At 45.6% G+C, this 19,460-nt stretch carries 17 protein-coding genes, 1 tRNA gene, 1 other RNA gene and 1 pseudogene; 10 read left to right on the top strand and 10 right to left on the bottom strand.

Going from position 1 to position 19,460, the window contains the following annotated elements:
* Positions 1-56 precede the first annotated feature (56 nt).
* The 5 genes and pseudogenes from ICN36_RS10965 (at position 57) to ICN36_RS10945 (ending at position 3,672) form a co-directional block, all read left to right on the top strand.
* On the top strand, positions 57-2,024 hold the full coding sequence (locus ICN36_RS10965) for a TonB-dependent receptor domain-containing protein (protein ID WP_216228399.1): 1,968 nt from the start codon (positions 57-59) through the stop codon (positions 2,022-2,024).
* A 27-nt stretch (positions 2,025-2,051) separates the two neighbouring features.
* Positions 2,052-2,339: a hypothetical protein gene (locus ICN36_RS10960; protein WP_216228398.1), complete on the top strand. Its 288-nt coding sequence runs from the start codon at positions 2,052-2,054 to the stop codon at positions 2,337-2,339.
* Positions 2,314-2,535, top strand: a pseudogene (locus ICN36_RS12160) (cell division protein ZapA); the annotation flags it as partial. The gene ICN36_RS10960 and the pseudogene ICN36_RS12160, both read left to right, overlap by 26 nt.
* Positions 2,536-2,634: 99 nt before the next feature.
* Positions 2,635-2,853, top strand: a non-coding RNA gene (ssrS, locus tag ICN36_RS10950) — 6S RNA.
* Positions 2,854-3,672 carry a sulfite exporter TauE/SafE family protein gene (locus tag ICN36_RS10945; protein WP_216228397.1) on the top strand — a complete coding sequence of 273 codons (819 nt, stop codon included), beginning with the start codon at positions 2,854-2,856 and terminating at the stop codon, positions 3,670-3,672.
* On the opposite strand, the gene ICN36_RS10940 is transcribed toward ICN36_RS10945, so the two are convergent.
* The 9 genes from ICN36_RS10940 to ICN36_RS10900 form a co-directional block, all read right to left on the bottom strand.
* A complete protein-coding gene (locus ICN36_RS10940; protein WP_216228396.1) occupies positions 3,673-5,196 on the bottom strand; it encodes a malonyl-CoA synthase in 1,524 nt (507 codons plus the stop codon).
* A gap of 40 nt (positions 5,197-5,236) precedes the next feature.
* Positions 5,237-6,595 (bottom strand): TRAP transporter large permease, encoded by a 1,359-nt coding sequence (locus tag ICN36_RS10935; protein ID WP_216228395.1) that lies wholly within the window; start codon positions 6,593-6,595, stop codon positions 5,237-5,239.
* A 2-nt stretch (positions 6,596-6,597) separates the two neighbouring features.
* The gene (locus ICN36_RS10930; RefSeq protein WP_216228394.1) at positions 6,598-7,104 is read right to left on the bottom strand and encodes a TRAP transporter small permease; all 507 of its coding nucleotides are present in this window, start codon (positions 7,102-7,104) and stop codon (positions 6,598-6,600) included.
* Between the two features lie 3 nt (positions 7,105-7,107).
* On the bottom strand, positions 7,108-8,175 hold the full coding sequence (gene dctP / locus ICN36_RS10925; RefSeq protein WP_216228393.1) for a TRAP transporter substrate-binding protein DctP: 1,068 nt from the start codon (positions 8,173-8,175) through the stop codon (positions 7,108-7,110).
* Positions 8,176-8,306: 131 nt separating this feature from the next.
* The gene (locus ICN36_RS10920) at positions 8,307-9,611 is read right to left on the bottom strand and encodes a malonyl-CoA decarboxylase domain-containing protein (protein WP_216228392.1); all 1,305 of its coding nucleotides are present in this window, start codon (positions 9,609-9,611) and stop codon (positions 8,307-8,309) included.
* A 136-nt stretch (positions 9,612-9,747) separates the two neighbouring features.
* Complete coding sequence (locus tag ICN36_RS10915; RefSeq protein ID WP_216228391.1) at positions 9,748-10,656, bottom strand: LysR substrate-binding domain-containing protein; 909 nt, start codon at positions 10,654-10,656, stop codon at positions 9,748-9,750.
* 7 nt (positions 10,657-10,663) lie between these two features.
* The gene (lgt, locus tag ICN36_RS10910; protein ID WP_216228390.1) at positions 10,664-11,452 is read right to left on the bottom strand and encodes a prolipoprotein diacylglyceryl transferase; all 789 of its coding nucleotides are present in this window, start codon (positions 11,450-11,452) and stop codon (positions 10,664-10,666) included.
* A 5-nt stretch (positions 11,453-11,457) separates the two neighbouring features.
* On the bottom strand, positions 11,458-11,922 hold the full coding sequence (locus ICN36_RS10905) for a DNA polymerase III subunit chi (RefSeq protein WP_216228389.1): 465 nt from the start codon (positions 11,920-11,922) through the stop codon (positions 11,458-11,460).
* A gap of 27 nt (positions 11,923-11,949) precedes the next feature.
* Entirely contained in the window at positions 11,950-13,560 is a 1,611-nt protein-coding gene (locus ICN36_RS10900; RefSeq protein ID WP_216228388.1) for a leucyl aminopeptidase, read from the bottom strand.
* Between the two features lie 158 nt (positions 13,561-13,718).
* Between ICN36_RS10900 and lptF the strand changes: the two genes are divergently transcribed.
* From lptF to ICN36_RS10885, 3 genes are all read left to right on the top strand, one after another.
* Positions 13,719-14,834 carry an LPS export ABC transporter permease LptF gene (gene lptF / locus ICN36_RS10895; protein WP_216228387.1) on the top strand — a complete coding sequence of 372 codons (1,116 nt, stop codon included), beginning with the start codon at positions 13,719-13,721 and terminating at the stop codon, positions 14,832-14,834.
* The gene (lptG, locus tag ICN36_RS10890) at positions 14,831-15,985 is read left to right on the top strand and encodes an LPS export ABC transporter permease LptG (protein ID WP_216228386.1); all 1,155 of its coding nucleotides are present in this window, start codon (positions 14,831-14,833) and stop codon (positions 15,983-15,985) included. The genes lptF and lptG overlap by 4 nt, the downstream gene beginning before the upstream one ends.
* Before the next feature lie 62 nt (positions 15,986-16,047).
* The gene (locus ICN36_RS10885; protein ID WP_216228385.1) at positions 16,048-16,989 is read left to right on the top strand and encodes a CysB family HTH-type transcriptional regulator; all 942 of its coding nucleotides are present in this window, start codon (positions 16,048-16,050) and stop codon (positions 16,987-16,989) included.
* 50 nt (positions 16,990-17,039) lie between these two features.
* Here the strand turns inward: ICN36_RS10885 and ICN36_RS10880 are convergent.
* Positions 17,040-17,124 (bottom strand) — tRNA-Leu (locus ICN36_RS10880).
* A 152-nt stretch (positions 17,125-17,276) separates the two neighbouring features.
* On the opposite strand from ICN36_RS10880, the gene ICN36_RS10875 reads away from it, so the two are divergent.
* Positions 17,277-17,996 carry a YebC/PmpR family DNA-binding transcriptional regulator gene (locus tag ICN36_RS10875; protein WP_216189741.1) on the top strand — a complete coding sequence of 240 codons (720 nt, stop codon included), beginning with the start codon at positions 17,277-17,279 and terminating at the stop codon, positions 17,994-17,996.
* 31 nt (positions 17,997-18,027) lie between these two features.
* The gene (gene purD / locus ICN36_RS10870; protein ID WP_216228384.1) at positions 18,028-19,305 is read left to right on the top strand and encodes a phosphoribosylamine--glycine ligase; all 1,278 of its coding nucleotides are present in this window, start codon (positions 18,028-18,030) and stop codon (positions 19,303-19,305) included.
* Positions 19,306-19,460: the final 155 nt, after the last annotated feature.

Genomic DNA, 19,460 nt, shown 5'->3' with positions numbered 1-19,460 from the left:
TGTTCGACCCAGCTAACGGGGAAGTTAGCTAGGCAATCGATAACAGAAAGTGAATCATGAAGCAGCTTTTCAGTAGATCAAAGGTCGCCCTCATATTGGGCACGTTTATCAGCATCAATGCCTTTGCACAAAACAACTCAGCAGTAGTTTTAGCAAGTACAAACAATTCCGTTAACCCCATCATCGTCACGGCAACACGGATACCCACAAAAGCCAGTGATGTATTGGCTGACAATGTTTATATCGGACCAGAGGAAATTGAACAGGCCGGACAGACTAGCTTAGTGGAATTACTCCAACGCCAAAAAGGGGTAACTATCTCTAGTTATGGAACGGGGGGATCTAATGCCAGCGTTTTCTTACGAGGCACTACTAACAATCAGACACTGGTATTGATCGATGGTGTTCGCATTGATGATGCGATCAACGGTGGCGTTAACTGGTCAGTAATTCCACTCACCATCATCGACCATATTGAAATCGTATTTGGGCCTCAAAGCAGTCTTTATGGTTCAGATGCTATTGGTGGTGTAGTGCAAATCTTTACCAAAAAAGGAGATGGCCCTGCCAAGATAGGCGCCTCTTTTGGGTATGGTAGCTACGGCACGAGTATTAGTGAAGTCAGTATTAGCGGATCCACGCAAGGCGATCAAAAAATTCGTTATTCGCTCGCAGCAAGTCAAACTCTTTCGATAGGCTTTAATACGATTGCCCCAAATAACAAGGATGGCCTAATAGCATCAGGTAGAACGGGTTACGTTCAAGACAGCATTACTGGCAGGCTTTCACAGGAGTGGAGTAAGGGACAAGAACTTGGATTGCAATTTCTCAATAGCCGTCTCAATAATCAGCTGCCACAGTATGACCCGCAAGAGACTTTATATCAACAAATCCAAAATCAAGTTTCTCAATTGGGAACCTACTCCCTCTACTCCAAAAATCAGGTTATGGAAAACTGGCGCAGCCTCTTGCAAGTTTCAGCGCAAACAGGAACTGCATTAACGCATGCTCCGAACACACCAGATAACCCTGCATATGACAGCACTCTGAATCAAAGACAAAATACTTACACTTGGCAAAATGATTTCGCCATTGGCTCCGATATTTTGCAAGTATTGGCAGAACGTAAAACTCAAAAGGTATCGAGCTATCAGCTTGACTACAACAACGGCGACTTCAATAACCTGACAGCGCCCTATCCATTTCTGGGCTTTAGTCAAACCCGTAACACCAATTCAGGTGCCATCGCCTATCAACTCAAAAGGGATGCACACATTGCTAACTTCTCATTGCGCAATGACAGTATCACTGGATATGGACCGCAAACTACAGGCGCAGCTGCTTACGGCTATTTCTTCACCAAAGAATGGCGCGCAAATATTAATTACGGTACTGGGTTTAGGGCTCCAACATTTAATGACCTCTACTACCCCGGATACGGAAATACAGCAATCCTGCCTGAGAAAAGCAAAAATACAGAAGCAGGGCTGCATTTTGAAAAACCAGGTCTCGATGGACATATCGTGATCTTTAGTAACTCCATCTCAAACTTGATTCAAGTAAGTAATTCCGATACATGCCCAGTAGGAACTGGTATTTTTGGCTGCGCATCCAATGTGGCTAGCGCCAAAATTACCGGGGGAACTTTAAGCGGGTCTGCTCAAATTGCTTCGCTAAACCTAAAAGGCTCTGTCACACAGCAAAACCCAGTTAACGAAAGCACTAATAGCACCCTGATTAAACAAGCCAAGCAGTATGGCAATCTAGCAGCTGAATACCTTTACCTTAAGTTAACTGGCGGCGTTGGGGCGACTTTTTCCGGTCGAAGAGATGATTTTCAGGGTGCAAACACTGGCATGGGCGGCTATACCATCTTTAATCTCTACGCTAACTACGATTTAGAAAAAGACCTCAGCGTATTCGCCCGCTGGAACAATGCCTTAAATAAGACCTATCAACTAAGCTATGGCTATAACACCCCTGGCTCAAACGTATTTGTTGGTCTTCGTTACGCCATGAAATAAGCCCTTTTTTCGGACTACAATGCCAGTATGAATGAGTACCAACCTCTTTCCTCCGGCAACCCAGCCTTCAATATGGATGCGCTATGCGCATCCATTAATCGCGTGGCTGAAAAAATTCAGGCAATCTCTGAAGCAGTAGAAAAACTGAATCAAAATAATATGCAACTTGAGGGCAAGATTGATGATGCTCACAAACGTGTTCAACGTATTTTGAGTCGCTTGCCAGATCAAAGTGATGGTCGCCAACTAAATCTACTTGGCGAAGTCGTTCCACCAAATAATTCAGAGGATGACAATGAGCCAACAACGCATTGAGGTAAGTCTTGCCGGTCAAAAGATTACTCTGGCAACTAGTGCCGAGCATGAGCCCCTTCTCCGTGCGGCGTGTGTCTTGGTGGATGAACAAATTCAAATGGCTATTAATGGCGGTAACCGCAGTATTGAACGTGCCAGCATGATGGCGGCACTCAAAATTGCTGGCGATCTTATTACTTTACAAAAAAATCAATCGCAACAAAGCACCTCCTCCAACGTGAGCTCGGATGAAGTTACTCGCCTACAAGGTGAAATTCGCGCTCTTGAAGATCAAGTAGATGCTTTGATGCAAACCCTTTCCCTGCCTGGTTCGCCAAGGCCAATAGTTCCTTGAACCGATGCGCAAGCATCAGGAACGATCTTTACCTTGCGGGCGTGAGCGTTTTGCAAGTTCACAGTGCCAACTTAGACTTGGTTACTCCCTGAACCTCTTAATGCACCCGAAGCAGAGTAGCCGTTCCACCTTGAACCTTAGGGTTCAGGATGACGGCCTAGCGGCTAAGGCGGGGAATTCATGTTACTAAACGATATCTTGATGTTGATGTTGTGCGGCGCCATCTCTGGCTACTTGGCTGGACTACTAGGCATTGGTGGCGGCATGATTCTGGTGCCCTTCATGATCTTGGTTTTTAATCATCTGGGATTTAACCAAGAAGTCATCGTACATATGGCAATTGCCACCGGAATGGCCACCATTTTATTTACGACAACTTCTGCTATTTGGGCACATCACAAACATAGCTCAATTGATTGGAGGCTGGTTGCATCCTTAAGTCCCGGAATGGTTTTTGGCGGACTGGTTGGTGGAAGTGAATTATTTGAGGCATTAAAAACTTCCTGGCTATCACTCTTCTTTGCGGTCTTCATTGTTTACTCCTCAATCCAAATGCTCCTGAATAAGAAGCCTAAGGCAGGCAGAGACTTGCCTGGGACGCTTGGATTATTTTCGTTTGGCACCTTTGCTGGAGCTCTTGCAAGCTTAGTAGGCGCAGGCGGAGCATTTATTACTGTGCCATTCATGCTCTGGTGTAACGTTAAGCCCCACACAGCAATGGCTACTTCATCAGGCTTAGGCTTTCCCATTGCAGCAGCAGCTACGATTGGCTATATGTATGGAAGCTGGGGCAACCCCAATCTTCCAGCAGGCTCCCTGGGCTTTGTTTATTTACCAGCGGTTGCGTGCATTGTGACGGTCAGTATTTTTACTGCACCTTTAGGTGCAAAGATGGCCAGAAAACTCGATATTGCTCAACTCAAACGGGTTTTTGGCATCATGCTCTTTTTCCTTGCAGCCTTCATGTTTAATGAAAGCCGCAAGGCATTTGGTTTTTAATTAAGCGGTGTACTGCTGACGCAAAATATTCTTTTGCACCTTACCCATAGCGTTACGAGGTAAATCAGCAACAATCTCTACGCGCTTCGGAATTTTAAAGTTTGCAATTTGGGTTTTCAAAGTAGCAATCATTGATTCTGCATTGAGTTTTGCTCCAGCCTTAGGCACAACTACTGCCATCACTGCTTCGCCAAAATCAGGATGCGGAATACCAATCACGGCACTCTCATCAACGCCAGCCATATCATCGATAAAGCTTTCGATCTCTTTCGGATAAACGTTGTAGCCACCAGAAATAATTAAATCCTTACTGCGGCCAACGATGCATAAATATTCCTTAGGGGCCTTACCACCATTGGCATCGCCGCCCCAACGACCAACGTCACCCGTTTTAAACCAGCCGTCTTTGGTAAATTCTTCGGCGGTCTTTTCAGGCATGCGCCAGTAGCCTGCAAATATATTCGGGCCTTTAACCTGAATACTGCCAATTTCATTTACCTTGCAGGGTTTATTATCTTCATCAACTACACGCACCTTAACGCCAGGCAATGGTAGACCTACTGAACCACCTACGCGCTTGCCTTTGTAAGGATTAGAAACCAACATTACCGTCTCACTCATGCCATAACGCTCAAGAATCGGTTGGCCAATCACTTCTTTGAAAGTGTTAAATGTTTCTGTCAGCAAAGGAGCTGAGCCGGAAACAAATAGACGCATATTGCTTGCTACTTTTTTAGTAAATCCTTTGTCAGCCAATAGACGTACATAGAATGTCGGCACACCCATCATCACAGTAGACTGTGGCATGTGCTTAATCAGCTGACCAGTATCTAATCGCGGCAACCAAATCATCTTGCTACCATTAATCAATGCGCCATGCGCCGCCACAAACAATCCATGCACGTGGAAGATAGGCAAAGCGTGCAGCAATACATCACCTTTTTTCCAGCCCCAGAACTTTTGCAACACTTGAGCATTGCTGCCAAGATTCTTATGAGTCAACATTGCGCCCTTGCTGCGTCCTGTTGTACCAGAGGTGTACAGAATTGCTGCAAGATCATCGTCTTTTGCTGGAACGGTCTTAAATTTATCACTCAGGTTTGCAGCGCGGTCTAATAAAGTGCCTGTCCGGTTCTCATCCAAGGTAAGGACATGCTTAGTGCCGGCCTTAGAAGCTACTTTGGATACCCAGGAAAGATTCTTGCTGCTGCAAACAACCACTGCTGGCTCAGCATTCTCTAGGAAGTACTGGATTTCGGCTGACTGATAAGCGGTATTCAGCGGCAAATACACATAGCCTGCACGAATCGTAGCCAAATAAAGGAAAAGAGCCTCAGGTGATTTTTCAACCTGCACAGCAACCCTCGCCCCTTTTGGAAGCTTAAGGCTAGCCAGTAAATTAGCAAGCTTTGCAGTTGCCCCCTCAAGATCACCCCAAGAGTAATAAAGACCGTCGTGCGTCTCGAGAGCGCATGCTTTTTTATCTTTTGGAAAACCTTTTTCCAAGAGTGAATATAAATTCATGAAATTTCCTATAAGACTAAAATTTTTATCAATACTGCAATCAATGCACCTTGGCCACACCCATTACCAAATCAGATAAGCCTGTAGCAATCTCTGGCACAAAACAGAGCAATACAACAGAGAGAATCATGATGATCACAAATGGGAATACGCCCCAGATGATTTCATTTAAAGAAATATCCGGTGCGATGTTTTTGATTACGAAGATATTGAGACCTACCGGTGGATGTATCAAACCCGTCTCCATCACAATGGTCATTACCACTCCAAACCAAACCAAATCGAATCCAGCCGCTCTTAATGGTGGCAAGAAAATCGGCGCAGTCATCAAAATAATGGAGACTGGCGGCAAGAAGAAGCCCAAGATCACCACTAAAACCAAAATAGCCGCCAATAATCCCCAACGTCCAAAGCCGAGGTCAACAATCGCTTGAGCAGCTGACTGACTCAGGTGCAAATGACTCATTACATTGGAAAACAATAAAGACATTCCAATAATGAACATCAGCATTGTGGATTCTTTAATGGTGGCATTGAGCAAAGGAGATAAATCCTTGATACGCCACATTTTGTAAATACCAGCAATCAATGCGAAGGCCAAAATAGCGCCAAGGCCTGCAGTTTCAGAAGGTGTTGCATAGCCGCCGTAAAGCGCAATCATGACACCAATCAATAGAACCAAGAAAGGCAATACCCGAGGCAGAGAACTCATCTTCTGCTGCATGGTGTATGTGTGGCGTTCTAATATCGGGTGACTAGGAGCGCCAACTTCAACAGCCGCTAGTGCTAGGTTGTACTCTTTGCGGAACCGATACACGGTATAGATTGAAAAGAACAATACCAACATCAGACCAGGGCCAATACCAGCAAGGAATAAACGTCCTAATGATTGTTCTGCAGCAACCGAGTACAAAATCATCGTAATAGAAGGTGGCAACAAAATACCAAGCGTTCCACCGGCAGCGATAATGCCTGCTGCTAATCCAGGTGAATAACCACGCTTACGCATCTCTGGAATACCTGCGCTACCAATTGCAGAGCAAGTTGCAGGACTAGATCCCGCCATTGCAGCAAACAGTGCACAAGCTAAAACGTTAGCAACGCCTAAGCCGCCTGGAACCTTACCAAGCCAAACGTGCAGAGCTTCGTACAAATCTTGACCGGCGCGTGAACGTCCGATCGCTGCCCCTTTTAAGATAAATAACGGGATCGAGAGCAAGGTGATGCTCGCCATTTCTTCATAGACGTTCTGAGTCACTGTATCCAATGAGGATGCAGGCATAAAGAACACCATAAATATAACTGCTACTGAGCCCAACGCAAAAGAGATGGGCATCCCTGAAAACATAACCAGCAACGTGACCGCTGCAAACAATAATCCGAGTACTGTGATTGACATGCTTATTCCCCTTCGCCTGGATTAACAACATCTCCAAACGCTTGGAGCAAAATCTGGAACGCCAACAAGGTCATGCCGATAGACATCATGATGTATGGAATCCACAACGGTGGAGCCCATGAAGATGAAGTCACTTGACCATCCACCCACGCTTCATGAAACAAAGTCCATGACTTCCATGCAAAAAATGCACAAAAAGCACAAGAGGCAAGATCAATAATCAATACTCTGAGACGATTAATTGCTTTAGGCAACATAGTGGACACTGCTGAAATGCCTACATGCCCACGGATTTGCTGGACATAAGCACCACACAAAAATGTGGCGCCTACTAAGCAAAATACTGCAGCCTCATCTTGCCAATCAGTCGTTGCTCCGAAAAATGCTCTTGAAGCAACGCTGTAGCTCAAGATGACTGAAGCAGCTACCAATGCCAATGATCCAAACAGCACCATCAGCTTATTGATCCCAGACATTAAGCGGTCTGTCGCTTGTAAAAGTTGAGTCATGATTTAGGTTACTTTTTCTGCTGCTCTTAACAATGCCGCGCAGCTCTCATTCTTCTCTGCGTAGTCTTTCCAAGCACTATCACGAGCAATCGCTTTCCACTTGTCCACAATCGCTGCATCAACGTCGGTGACTTTGCTACCGGCTCTTGCGTATGCTAAGGCTGCGGTTTTGTCATCATCTCTTGCGGCTTCGAATCCAAACTTCTCCATCTCAGCGCCTGCTGCCATCAGAGCGTCACGTTGATCTTTTGGTAAAGAATCAAAGATTTGTTTAGACATCATCAGTGGCTCAAGCATGAACCAATAGGATTTTTGACGTGCACTAGTAAATGCCTTTGCCAACTCTTCCAGCTTGAATGACATAAAGCTTGTAGAAGATGTGTAAGCAGCATCCATAGCACCCGTTTGCATTGCTGCGTAGATTTCGTTAGAAGGCAATGAGATTACTGAGGCACCAGCCGCCTTGAGCATGAGGTCAAATTCACGACTACCGCCACGAATCTTCATCCCTTTAACATCCTCAGGCAGAACAATTGGCTTGCTTCTGCTTGCCACACCACCGGCTTGCCAAACCCAACTTAAGAGAACAATTCCTTTGTCTTCTAAAGTTTTGGTGAGCATTTTGCCCACTTCCGCAGTCTTCCATTTAGCAGCCTGCTCATAACTTGTTACCAAAGCTGGCATTAAACCAATATTGACCTCTGGCACTTCGCCGCCTGCATATGGCAATGGGAATAATGAGATATCCAAAGCGCCTTTACGCATTGCACTGAATTGCGCATTGGTTTTCATCAATGATGAACCTGGGTATACTTGGAACTTCAAAGCCCCTTTAGTGCGTTTTTCAACAGATTCAGCAAATTTACGGCAGAGGCGATCACGGAAATCACCTGACTGAATAGTTCCACCAGGAAACTGATGTGAGATGTTCAAGGTTTTAGTTGCACCTTGAGCGTTTGATACAGGGCTATAGCCGACGACGCCAGCTAAAGGCAACGCTGCAGATCCCGCCAATAATTGGCGACGCAAGGCATTTGGCTTATTAGATTCAGATTTCAATTTATTGCTCATATTGCTCTCCTAGTATTGTTTTATAGACTGCATAATACGGTCAGATCTTAGTGTCTGCTTCCTTGCCACATACTCTAAAGCGAATAATCTATGAATTCTGCTTTTAGAGCCTTTCCTCTAAAAATATATTTCTAGGCCTGCATTAATCGACCAACTGCACGTGAATAATCAATTTCCCCATGGGTAAAGCGCTCATGATTCTCCTCAACAGAGGAAAGATCGTACAAATAATTAACCATGAGAGATGCTGACTGTCTCAAGCCCTTGCGAGAAAGATCTCCGGCCCAGTTAATTTGATGAAGTTTAGCGCCGTTGCCCAAGTGAAACTTGGCAACTGGATTTCCGTTACGACCAGCAGAACCTAAGCCCAAGTAAATACTTGCGAGACATAACAAGGCGGCTTTTTCTTTTTCAGTAGCATTATCTGGATGCCAGCCAGCACTTAAGCGTTCAGACCAGGAGCGATTAGCCAGACCAAGAGCTTCCAAGGATTGCTCGCGAGCCGTGCGAACTGCCGGCTTTAGCTGGGTGCCCGTCTTTTCACCGCCAATATCTGCACCAGCAGCGACCCAGTCAATGAACCCTGGGATTGGCGAAAGGGTTACAAATGTTTTAAGACTTGGGAACTCCGCATGCAATTGTTCTGCAACGCGTTTAATGAGGAAGTTACCCATCGAAACACCACGTAAACCTGGCTCGCAGTTACTAATGGAATAAAAAGCGGCCACTTTATATTGCGAAGTTTGATGAACCGTCTCCGCCTTCTTATCCACTAAGGGGGTAATCACAGCTGGAATCTCTGGCAAAAGTGCCACTTCAACGAAAATCAAAGGCTCATTTGGAAGCTGCGGATGAAAAAACGCAAAGCATCTACGATCAGGCTGCAAGCGGCGGCGTAGGTCATCCCAGCCATCAATTGCATGCACAGCTTCATGCTGAATCAGCTTCTCTAACACCTCCGCAGGTGACTTCCAATCCACCCGATGCATCTTCAGAAAACCTGGGTTAAACCAAGACGACAAGAGGTGACGCAAGTCAAAATCAACCGCAGTTAACTCAGGCTGCTTTTCAAGCAATTGCAAAAGATCGCGGCGCATACCTACCAGCGCAGCAGTTCCATTCGTTGCGCGATTGAGTCGACGAAACAATTCTTGTCTCGGTGGCTCAGTCACGCGCTGTAATTTAATGTAGTTGCGAGCGCTTGCTTCTGCTGAAAAATTTTGCGCGGCGGCCATGACTGAAGCGGCATCAGGATTGAGCTTTTCAAATAGAAAATTAAAAAATTTAGAATGCTGATCTTTGGAGAGCTTGCGATAGTTGTGGAACACATCGTTAGCCATGCTGACGGCATTTGATTCGCCGCGCTCGGAAATGAGTCGATTAACCGCGCCGGTAACGCGGGAAAAGTAACGGGCTTTTGCTAGCTTTTCAAGCATGTGTATCTCTCAAAGAATTCAACCCAAAGAGTGGGGTTGAGTACTAATGTATAGCTGAGCCATACCTGAATCAATTAATGAAAGTATATATTCATTAGCTTTAAGCTAATGAATTAGCAAACGTGTTTGGACGAATTTAGGGATTATTGCGTTGCAACATGCGGGTTTCAGCCGCTAGAGCAAGGATATTGGGGTTTGATTCATTAGCCTGGAGGTACATTAAGGCAATATGTTGGGTTACCTGATATTTTGGCAATAACGGGGTAAATTCAATCGCATCGCCCATTAAAGCCTTCACTCTGCCAGGCAGCAAAGATCTTCCTAGATCCCCTGAGACCATATTCATAAGAGAAAAGATATCCCCCACCTTCATCACAACATTGGGTGCAAAGCCAGCTAACTGGAAAGCTTCATAAAACCCTGACGTGGTAGCAAAACCATCTTGAAGGGTCAAAAATTTCTCTTTCTGATATTCGGATAAATCAATATTGGCTTCGGTTGGCTTATTGTTTTTTGAGGAGGCTAGAAACAACTGGTCCTCAAAAAGAGGGACTACCTGGACACCCTCCGGAAGATCTCTTGTAGGAACTGCCATGACTACGGCATCTACATTTCCCTCGCTAAGCCTTTTCATCAAGTCCTCATTAGATCCCAGATATAAATCAATATCCAAATCAGGTCTACGAATTTTGGTACCCATGATGACTCTAGGAATGATATTAGCTGTCAGAGAGTACATTGCCCCCAGGCGAATTTGCCCGCTTTCAACACCTGCTTTGGCTCTGGTCTTTTTCAGGACACGGTCTACATCCGCTAATAAATCGGCACTTGCTTCAGCTAAGTAAATGGCCGCCGGCAAAGCTTTTAACTGACGTCCATCCTTTACAAATAGAGCGCAGCCTATTCCAGATTCCAGAGAATGCAACGCCTTATGAATGCTGACTGAACTTAAGTGCAACTCTTCTGCGGTTTTAGAAAGGCTACCGGTCCGAATAAACGAGCACAGTACTTCTAATTTTCGAAGTGTTAGCCCTTCATTCAGCATGAGCTAATTATCGACTCTTAGGTTTATATGCAGTCATGAGATAGAGACCAAACAACATCATTGGCACACACAACCACTGACCCATAGATAAGCCTAGGTCTAGAAGGCCCAAGAAGGAATCGGGCTCACGGGCATATTCAGCTAAGAAACGGCAAATGCCATAACCTAACAAGAAGAATCCAGATACCTGACCAATACGCCTTGGCTTACCTGCATAAATCCAAAGTGCAATACCGAGTAGGACACCCTCACCCATGAGTTGATAAATCTGTGATGGATGGCGTGGCACAGAATCTACTAAAGGAAAAATCATTGCCCATGGAAGATCAGTAGGTCTTCCCCATAACTCGCCATTAATAAAGTTCCCTAGTCGACCAAATGCCAATCCAAAGGGAACTAGTGGAGCAACCAAATCACTTACGACAAAAAAAGTGGTCTTATGCTTTTTAGCAAACCAGAAAAGTGCAACGAGCACACCTAACAAGCCACCATGAAAAGACATGCCGCCTTCCCAAATCTTGAAAATACTCAAAGGGTGAGATAGGTAAAAGCCTGGCATGTAAAAGAGGGTGTAGCCTAAGCGACCACCCAACACCACGCCAAGAACGCCTGCAAACAGGAGGTCCTCAAGATCTTTATAAGTCCAACCAAGCACTTGATAGCGTGGAGTACGAATACGCAATCGGCCTAGGAGCAAGAATTGCACAAAGGCCATGAGATACATCAAGCCATACCAATGAATTGCAAAAGAACCAATACGAATTGCTGCAGGGTCAAACTGTGGATGAATCAACATGGATATTAACTTTTGGATTGATCGAAGTTGTGCAACTCATGGCCCAGCTCACGATAGGCTTTGAAGCGTTCGCGACCTGCTAAGCGCTCAGCCTCATTAACTGTGACCACCTCAACAATCCTAGGGAAACGTGCCACTAGGGCTGGCACATCTGCAGGCATGCGCATACCCAGATGAATCATGACATCAGCATGGGGAATATTGTTTAGGGCGGAAGAAGCAAAATCATCGGTCAATACTATGGGTGTTTCCGCTGCAGCCTCATCATCAATAAAGCAGTGTGGCAAAAAATCGGTTTTACTAAATGACCAAAGTAGTTCATTTAATTTTTGTAGATCGGCCTTCTCACCTACCATCACAATGTTGCGCACTGACTCACCCTCGGGGGTAGCACTCCAAATTTTACGCGTGAGGCGACAAGCGTATTCCAGCTTGTCACTCACATTGCTATGAAAATCAATTCGTGCCATTCAGTATTTATCCGAGTTCTTAAGCGTTTACTTGCGCTCAAGCAAGAAGTTCACCAAGAGCGGCACAGGCCGACCGGTAGAGCCTTTAGCAGCACCGCTTTTCCAGGCGGTTCCAGCGATATCTAAGTGAGCCCATTTGTATTTCTCGGTAAAGCGAGACAAGAAACAAGCCGCGGTTACGCTACCAGCTGGACGACCACCAATATTGGCAACGTCTGCAAAGTTGGATTTGAGTTGCTCGTGATAAGCAGCATCTAAAGGCAAGCGCCACACCGTATCCAATGAAGCATGGCCTGCTTTAGTCAGTTCGCTCACTAGATTCTCATCTTCAGAAAACAAACCACTATGAACATGGCCTAAAGCAATAATGCAGGCGCCAGTTAAGGTGGCAATGTCGATGACTGCCGCTGGTTTAAAGCGCTCTACATAAGTAAGTGCATCACACAAAATTAAGCGACCTTCTGCATCAGTATTGAGCACCTCAATCGTTTGTCCAGACATGCTCTTGACAATATCACCAGGACGAGTGGCTTGACCTGATGGCATATTTTCACAAGTTGGAATAACACCAATCACGTTCTTCTTTAGTTTCATCAAGGCAACTGAATACATCGTGCCAATTACAGAAGCCGCACCACACATGTCGTACTTCATTTCATCCATAGCCTCGCCTGGCTTGAGAGAAATGCCGCCGGTATCGAAAGTAATGCCTTTACCAACCAAGACAATAGGCGCTTCGCCTGCTTTGCCACCTTGATGCCTCATCACTATAAATTGTGGCGGTGTATCCGATCCCTTGGCAACAGATAAGAATGAACCCATACCCAAAGCCTCGATTTGCTTACGTCCAAGCACTTCAACTTTGAGACTTGTTTTTTTACTTAAGTCCTGAGCGGCTTTACCAAGGTAAGTCGGCGTACAGATATTTGGAGGAAGATTACCAAGATCCTTTGCCAAGTTCATACCCTCAACCATGGATATGCCCTGCTCGACTGCTAGCTTCAACTCCTTAGAGCAAGCATCATTGCCAGCAAAGACTAAACTTTTAAAAGTGTCGGCCTTATCTTTAGCTTTAAATTTCATAGCAGGTTGGCGTACGCCAAAACGGTAAGCCTGATCGCCAGCATATTGAATGGTGAGGCGTACCTCTTCTGCAATAAAGTCCACTTTGTGGGCAAGTGCAAAGCTAGGCGTAAACCACAGCGCACTCTCAATGGATCCGCCGCTGAGTTCCTTTAGAGCAGACCGAGCAACTTTAGAATAAGTTGTCAGGCTACGTTCACTTGCAAGATGAACATCACCCAAACTCACTAGCAACAATCTTTTGGCTTTAACCCCATTGGTAGACCATGATTTCTCTGCGCGCAACATGCATACCGATGCCTGCTTAGAATCCAAATCTCCCACAACGTTGGCATGAGTAATTGAACCCCCGAGCAACAGATCAAGCTCCGGAAAAAATCCCGTTTTGACTTTTGCGCCCTTAGCACCTGAGAAGCCATCCAAATCCGCCTTGGAATAACCCAGAACCAAACAGTCGGTGCTATGGCCAAGCAAGGTTTTTAGGCTCGTTTTCTGGAGTTTTGGACTCTGAAGGTCTGCTTGAGGGAAAATCTTGGTGCTGAATTGAATTGTCATAATCTATTACAGTGTTTTGGTCGATTCAAAAGGAAGGTAATTGCTAATATGGGACTTTTATCCATTATCCTCCGACATGAGATTAATCTCCCTTATCGCTGACAATATAAGCCATTTGTAACCCCTAATAACCTCACCAATCCAGACCCTTATTTCTCATGATTTTTAAACAGGCTCTTCGCCGCGAACTCAGTTTTACGACTGGCGGGGTCTTTTTGGTCTTAGTCACCATTATGGTGACTACCTTGGTAATCCGAATCCTGGGTTTTGCGGCTAATGGGGCAGTGAATCCAGAAGATGCTCTTGTTTTGATTGCCTTAGCTACCTTGGGCTATCTTGCAGTTCTTTTGACGGTTTCACTATTTGTCGCCACCTTGATTGTTTTAGTGCGCTGGTACAAAGATTCAGAAATGATTGTTTGGTTTGCCAGTGGCTTAAGCATTACAAATCTCATTCGCCCCATTCTGCAATTTGCTATACCCCTCATCATCATCATTGCCCTGCTTGCTCTTTTTGTCTGGCCTTGGGCAAATCGCGAATCAACCTTAATTAGTCAGCGCTTTCAACAACGCGATGATGTATCCATGGTGAGTGCGGGTCAATTTAAAGAATCTGCAAAAGCGGAGCGCGTGTTTTTTATCGAAGAGCTTGATGTTGATAAAAGTGAAGTTAAGAATATCTTTGTGGCGGACTCTAAGAATGGTCGCTTGAGCATTGCAGTGTCCTCAACCGGCTTTATCCAAAACTCTGCAGGGGGCGAGAAATCTATCGTGCTCCATAACGGCAGACGCTATGAGGGGCAACCTACACAGCCTGATTTTAGGATTCTCGAATTTAACGAATACAGCACCAAGATCCGCAGCAAAGATGCGCTAGCCCCTGCGCCGCGTGATCGCGAGAAAACCATCACTGAACTCTTACATGATCCTAGCCCCGCATCCATCAACCCTAATCGTGCCGAGTTACTTTGGCGTATCGGCCTGCCATTGATGGCTTTAGGTCTGGTGCTAATTGCCATACCACTTGCTTATGTAAACCCTCGTCTTGGTAATTACACGGCAATGTTCTATGCAGTCTTAATTTACTTAATTTATAGCAACCTTCTTAACCTGACGCAAAATTTTGTCTCGCAAGGTAAGGTGGGAGTCTTTGTAGCGATTTGGCCAATACATTTGCTTGCGCTCTTGATTGCAGCAGCCTTAATTCGTAATCGTATTAATCCATCTTTGAAGTGGTGGCGCCGTCAGCTACCTGCCTCTATGGCCGCCAAATGAAATTGCTCTTTCCTTACATTTATGAACGCTATTTAGCCAAGCAGATCTATGCCGCTTTTGGTTTTATCTTATTTGCCTTAGTGGCTTTGTTTTTATTCTTTGATATCTTGAGTGAGCTCGGTTCCGTCCAAGGTGCTTACACACTTCCCCTAGCGCTATTGCATGTTCTTTTAAAAGCCCCAAGTCGTATCTCAGAAATTATTCCGATTGCAGGTTTAATTGGCAGCATCTATGTATTTGCCATGCTAGCCAGTCAATCTGAGTTCACGATTTTGCGCATCGCTGGTCTAGACGTTAAGCGTGGGCTCATAACCCTAACCAAGATTTCCCTACCTTTGATTGCACTCACTCTCATCATGAGCGAATGGATCGGACCCTATACTGAAGCCAAGTCTGATCAGATTCGTATGAAAGCTATGGGTTCGGCCTACTCACCCCAGTTTAGAACTGGTGTTTGGGTAAAAGATCGCCTGCGCGATGAAGACGGTAGCGGCCCAGTTCGTCCTGGCGTACGCTACGTCAACGTAGGCAAGGTCGATAAAGCCAATGAAATTAGCAATATCCGCATGTATGAGTTTGATGACAAATATCACCTCCTCTCTATTCGCAGTGCGGCGTCCGGACAGTTTGATGAAACTGGTATCTGGGTCTTAAATGATGTCATAGAAACTCGCTTTAAAGAAACGAAGCAGTCCGATCCACTGAATCCTGTTTTTTCTGCGCAAACTTTTACGCACCCGATAGTGACTTTGGAATCCGAAGTCACGCCGCAAATTTTGAGTGTGCTTTTAATCAGTCCCGAAAAAATGTCAATCGTCAGTTTGGGTCGCTTTATCTCGCATCTGCGCGAGAACAAACAGGATGCGCAGCGGCATTCAATCGCCTTCTGGAAAAAAGTGATTTATCCGTTTACTATTTTTGTGATGCTCGCACTAGCGCTACCCTTTGCTTACTTGAAGGTACGGGCTGGTAGCGTTGGCATTAAGGTGTTTGGTGGAATTATGTTGGGTATGAGCTTTCAGCTATTTAACTCACTCTTCTCCAATGTGGGACTCCTAGGCTCTTGGCCAGCGCTCCTCACGGCCCTAACCCCGCCGCTGCTGTACTTCCTTTTGGCAATCTTTGGATTGCGCTGGGTTTCAAAGGCTTAATAGCCAAAAATCATTTAGAATTTGATTCCTATATCTTTGTAGATATATAGATAGGAATCCACATGAACCTTCACCAATTCCGTTTTGTACGGGAAGCCGTTAGACAAAACTTCAATTTAACTACTGCTGCAAAGGCACTTTTTACCTCTCAGCCAGGCGTATCCAAAGCGATCATTGAGTTGGAAGATGAGTTGGGTGTGGAGATCTTTCGTCGACATGGGAAACGCATTCGCTCCCTCACCGAGCCAGGCAAACGTATTTTGAGTTCAATCGAGCGCATTCTCGATGAGGTTGAAACTCTAAAAAGAGTGGGTAAAGATTTTGCTAGCCAGGATCAAGGAAGCTTCGTGATTGCGACTACTCATACACAGGCACGCTATGCACTACCAAAAGTGCTTACTGAATTTACCAAGCGCTTTCCAAAAGTAAAGGTCAGCATTCAGCAAGGCAGTCCAGGTCAAATCGCTGAATTGCTCACGCATGACCGCGCTGATATTGCAATTGCAACCGAGGGAATTGCTAATACCCCTGGCGTACTGGCTCTACCTGGCTATCAATGGCAACATGTACTGATGGTACCGCTGAGCCATCCACTCTTGAACCAAGCAACGCTTACCCTTGAAGAGATTGCCAAGTATCCAATCATTACCTATGACAAAGCCTTTGCAGGTCGTAGCAAGATTGATGCTGCTTTTGCGCAAAGAAACATTGCGCCAGATATTATTTTGGAAGCAATTGACGCAGACGTCATCAAGACCTATGTGGAAACCGGAATGGGCATTGGAATTGTTGCAGGTCATGCCTACGATCCAGATCGAGATCGCAATCTCAAAGTGATTCCTGCAGGCCATTTATTCGGAAATAATGTGACGCATCTAGGCGTAAAACAAGGTGCCTATCTCAGGTCTTTTGTTTACACCTTCATTGAGCTCTTCTCACCTACGCTCACCAAGAAAATTGTTGAGCAGGCAATGAATAATGAGTCCGAGACTTACGAAATATAGTCCGACTAAGAATTGTCTTGGGAAACTACAAAGACAGAAAAGTCTTTGAGTGGTGCCTCGGGGCGGACTCGAACCGCCACGCCTTGCGGCACCGGATTTTGAGTCCGGCACGTCTACCAATTCCATCACCGAGGCAGGTGTTTGCAGTGGAAATTCTGCTTACTTTGCTACTTTGTTACTACTAAGACATATGAGTGTAACAAAAAATGGTCAGATACCCCCTACCTTGGGTCTAGAACCCCTTAAAATGAGGTCTTCTAGCCAAATTATTAAAAGGACTTACCCGTATGGCCGGCCATTCGAAATGGGCCAATATTCAGCACCGCAAAGGTCGTCAGGACGAAAAACGCGGCAAGATTTGGACCAAACTCATTAAAGAAATTACCGTAGCTGCCAAATTAGGTGGTGGTGATATTGCTACAAACCCACGTTTACGTCTGGCTATTGATAAGGCCAAAGACTCTAATATGCCGAACGATAACGTGCAAAGAGCGATTCAACGCGGCACTGGATCTCTTGAAGGCGTGAACTACGAAGAAATTCGTTATGAGGGTTATGGCATGAATGGCGCCGCCATTATTGTGGATTGCTTAACCGATAACCGCACACGTACCGTTGCAGAGGTTCGTCATGCTTTTAATAAGAATGGCGGCAATATGGGTACAGAAGGTTCTGTTGCCTTCTTATTCAAGCATTGTGGGCAGATGTTATTTGCACCAGGTACTAGCGAAGATCAGTTGATGGAAGTTGCATTAGACGCCGGCGCTGAAGATGTCATTACTCATGATGATGGATCTTTAGAAGTGCTCTCCCCTGTTCCCGATTTTTCTAAAGTGCAAGATGCGATTAGCAAGGCTGGTCTCAAGCCTGAATTAGCAACTGTTGCCATGCGCCCTGAGACAGAGATTGCCTTAGAAGGTGATCAAGCAGAAAGCATGCAGAAGTTATTAGATGCACTTGAGAACTTAGATGACGTTCAAGAAGTATTTACGAACGCTGCGCTTTAATTTTTTGATCAATTACTACAGATAGCTTGTTATGAAAATTCTACTCATCGGATCTGGCGGACGCGAACACGCGCTAGCCTGGAAGTTAGCCCAATCTCCCCAAGTGCAAACGGTTTATGTGGCTCCAGGTAATGGTGGTACGGCCACTGCTAAGCAAACCGCTGCAGGCATTGAGAACTTACCCATCACTGGCTTACAAGAGCTGGCTGACTTTGCTAAGCGCGAGAAGATTCATTTAACGGTTGTCGGTCCAGAGGCTCCACTTGCTGCTGGCATCGTCGATGTATTTCGCAACAATGGCTTACGCATCTTTGGACCAACTCAATTAGCAGCACAATTGGAATCTTCTAAGGACTTCTCTAAAGCCTTTATGAAGCGTCATGGTATTCCAACTGCAGATTACCAAACCTTCTCCAACGCACTCCAGGCGCATGCTTATATTGATGCTAAAGGTGCGCCGATTGTGATTAAGGCTGACGGCCTTGCTGCCGGTAAAGGTGTCGTAGTAGCAATGAGCCTTGAAGAGGCCCATGCTGCCGTTGACATGATGTTGGCGGATAACAAATTGGGTAATGCGGGTGCTCGTGTAGTGATAGAAGAATTCCTCACAGGTGAAGAAGCAAGCTTTATTGTTTTGGTAGATGGCAAGAATGTTCTTGCATTAGCAACTAGCCAAGATCACAAGCGCTTGTTAGACGGTGATCAAGGGCCAAACACTGGTGGCATGGGTGCTTACTCCCCTGCTCCAGTAGTTACTCCGGAAATTCATGTGCGCGCTTTACGTGAAGTGATCATGCCAACTGTTAAGGGCATGAAAGCAGATGGCATTCCTTATACCGGCTTTCTATATGCCGGTCTAATGATCACGCCTGACGGCAAGATCAAAACATTAGAATTTAATTGCCGCATGGGTGATCCAGAGACACAACCCATCATGGCCCGACTACGTAGCGATCTGGTCAATGCACTAGATCATGCGGTAGATGGCACACTTAATGAAGTGGAATTGGAATGGGATCGCCGCACAGCCCTTGGCGTTGTGCTGGCTGCTCATAATTATCCAGACACTCCTCGGGCTGGCGATGTCATTACCGGCATACCCGCTGATACTGAAGATCAAATTACTTTCCATGCTGGCACGAAACTGCAAGATGGCAAGGTGGTGACATCAGGCGGACGCGTGATGTGTGTAGTTGGTCTAGCAGATACCGTTCGTGGCGCCCAACAAAAAGCTTACGATGCGATCAATCACATCAAGTTTGATGGCATGCAATATCGCAAAGATATTGGCTACCGCGCAATTAAGTAACCCTATAAAGTTAGAACGCCTTGTCAGAACAACATACCCAAATTGATATCAATGCCTTAAAAGAATATTTTTTGGGCTTGCAAGATCGCATCACCACTGCCATGAGCGCTTTGGATGGCAAGGTCTTTGTTGCTGACGAATGGCATAAGCCGGAA

It is taken from the genome of Polynucleobacter sp. UK-Gri1-W3 (assembly GCF_018881595.1).
In the GTDB taxonomy this organism is placed as follows: domain Bacteria; phylum Pseudomonadota; class Gammaproteobacteria; order Burkholderiales; family Burkholderiaceae; genus Polynucleobacter.
Note: the sequence above shows the minus strand (reverse complement) of the source record. Positions and strands in the feature narration are given on the sequence as shown.

What these genes read in the sequence shown, in the direction of transcription:
- ICN36_RS10885 (WP_216228385.1), top strand. Translation starts at nt 16,048, where the DNA reads ATGAACCTTCACCAATTCCGTTTTGTACGGGAAGCCGTTAGACAAAAC.
- lgt (WP_216228390.1), bottom strand. Translation starts at nt 11,452, where the DNA reads ATGTTGATTCATCCACAGTTTGACCCTGCAGCAATTCGTATTGGTTCT.
- lptF (WP_216228387.1), top strand. Translation starts at nt 13,719, where the DNA reads ATGATTTTTAAACAGGCTCTTCGCCGCGAACTCAGTTTTACGACTGGC.
- ICN36_RS10945 (WP_216228397.1), top strand. Translation starts at nt 2,854, where the DNA reads ATGTTACTAAACGATATCTTGATGTTGATGTTGTGCGGCGCCATCTCT.
- ICN36_RS10935 (WP_216228395.1), bottom strand. Translation starts at nt 6,595, where the DNA reads ATGTCAATCACAGTACTCGGATTATTGTTTGCAGCGGTCACGTTGCTG.
- ICN36_RS10900 (WP_216228388.1), bottom strand. Translation starts at nt 13,560, where the DNA reads ATGACAATTCAATTCAGCACCAAGATTTTCCCTCAAGCAGACCTTCAG.
- ICN36_RS10940 (WP_216228396.1), bottom strand. Translation starts at nt 5,196, where the DNA reads ATGAATTTATATTCACTCTTGGAAAAAGGTTTTCCAAAAGATAAAAAA.
- ICN36_RS10965 (WP_216228399.1), top strand. Translation starts at nt 57, where the DNA reads ATGAAGCAGCTTTTCAGTAGATCAAAGGTCGCCCTCATATTGGGCACG.
- ICN36_RS10920 (WP_216228392.1), bottom strand. Translation starts at nt 9,611, where the DNA reads ATGCTTGAAAAGCTAGCAAAAGCCCGTTACTTTTCCCGCGTTACCGGC.
- ICN36_RS10960 (WP_216228398.1), top strand. Translation starts at nt 2,052, where the DNA reads ATGAATGAGTACCAACCTCTTTCCTCCGGCAACCCAGCCTTCAATATG.
- ICN36_RS10930 (WP_216228394.1), bottom strand. Translation starts at nt 7,104, where the DNA reads ATGACTCAACTTTTACAAGCGACAGACCGCTTAATGTCTGGGATCAAT.
- dctP (WP_216228393.1), bottom strand. Translation starts at nt 8,175, where the DNA reads ATGAGCAATAAATTGAAATCTGAATCTAATAAGCCAAATGCCTTGCGT.
- ICN36_RS10915 (WP_216228391.1), bottom strand. Translation starts at nt 10,656, where the DNA reads ATGCTGAATGAAGGGCTAACACTTCGAAAATTAGAAGTACTGTGCTCG.
- ICN36_RS10905 (WP_216228389.1), bottom strand. Translation starts at nt 11,922, where the DNA reads ATGGCACGAATTGATTTTCATAGCAATGTGAGTGACAAGCTGGAATAC.
- lptG (WP_216228386.1), top strand. Translation starts at nt 14,831, where the DNA reads ATGAAATTGCTCTTTCCTTACATTTATGAACGCTATTTAGCCAAGCAG.
- purD (WP_216228384.1), top strand. Translation starts at nt 18,028, where the DNA reads ATGAAAATTCTACTCATCGGATCTGGCGGACGCGAACACGCGCTAGCC.
- ICN36_RS10875 (WP_216189741.1), top strand. Translation starts at nt 17,277, where the DNA reads ATGGCCGGCCATTCGAAATGGGCCAATATTCAGCACCGCAAAGGTCGT.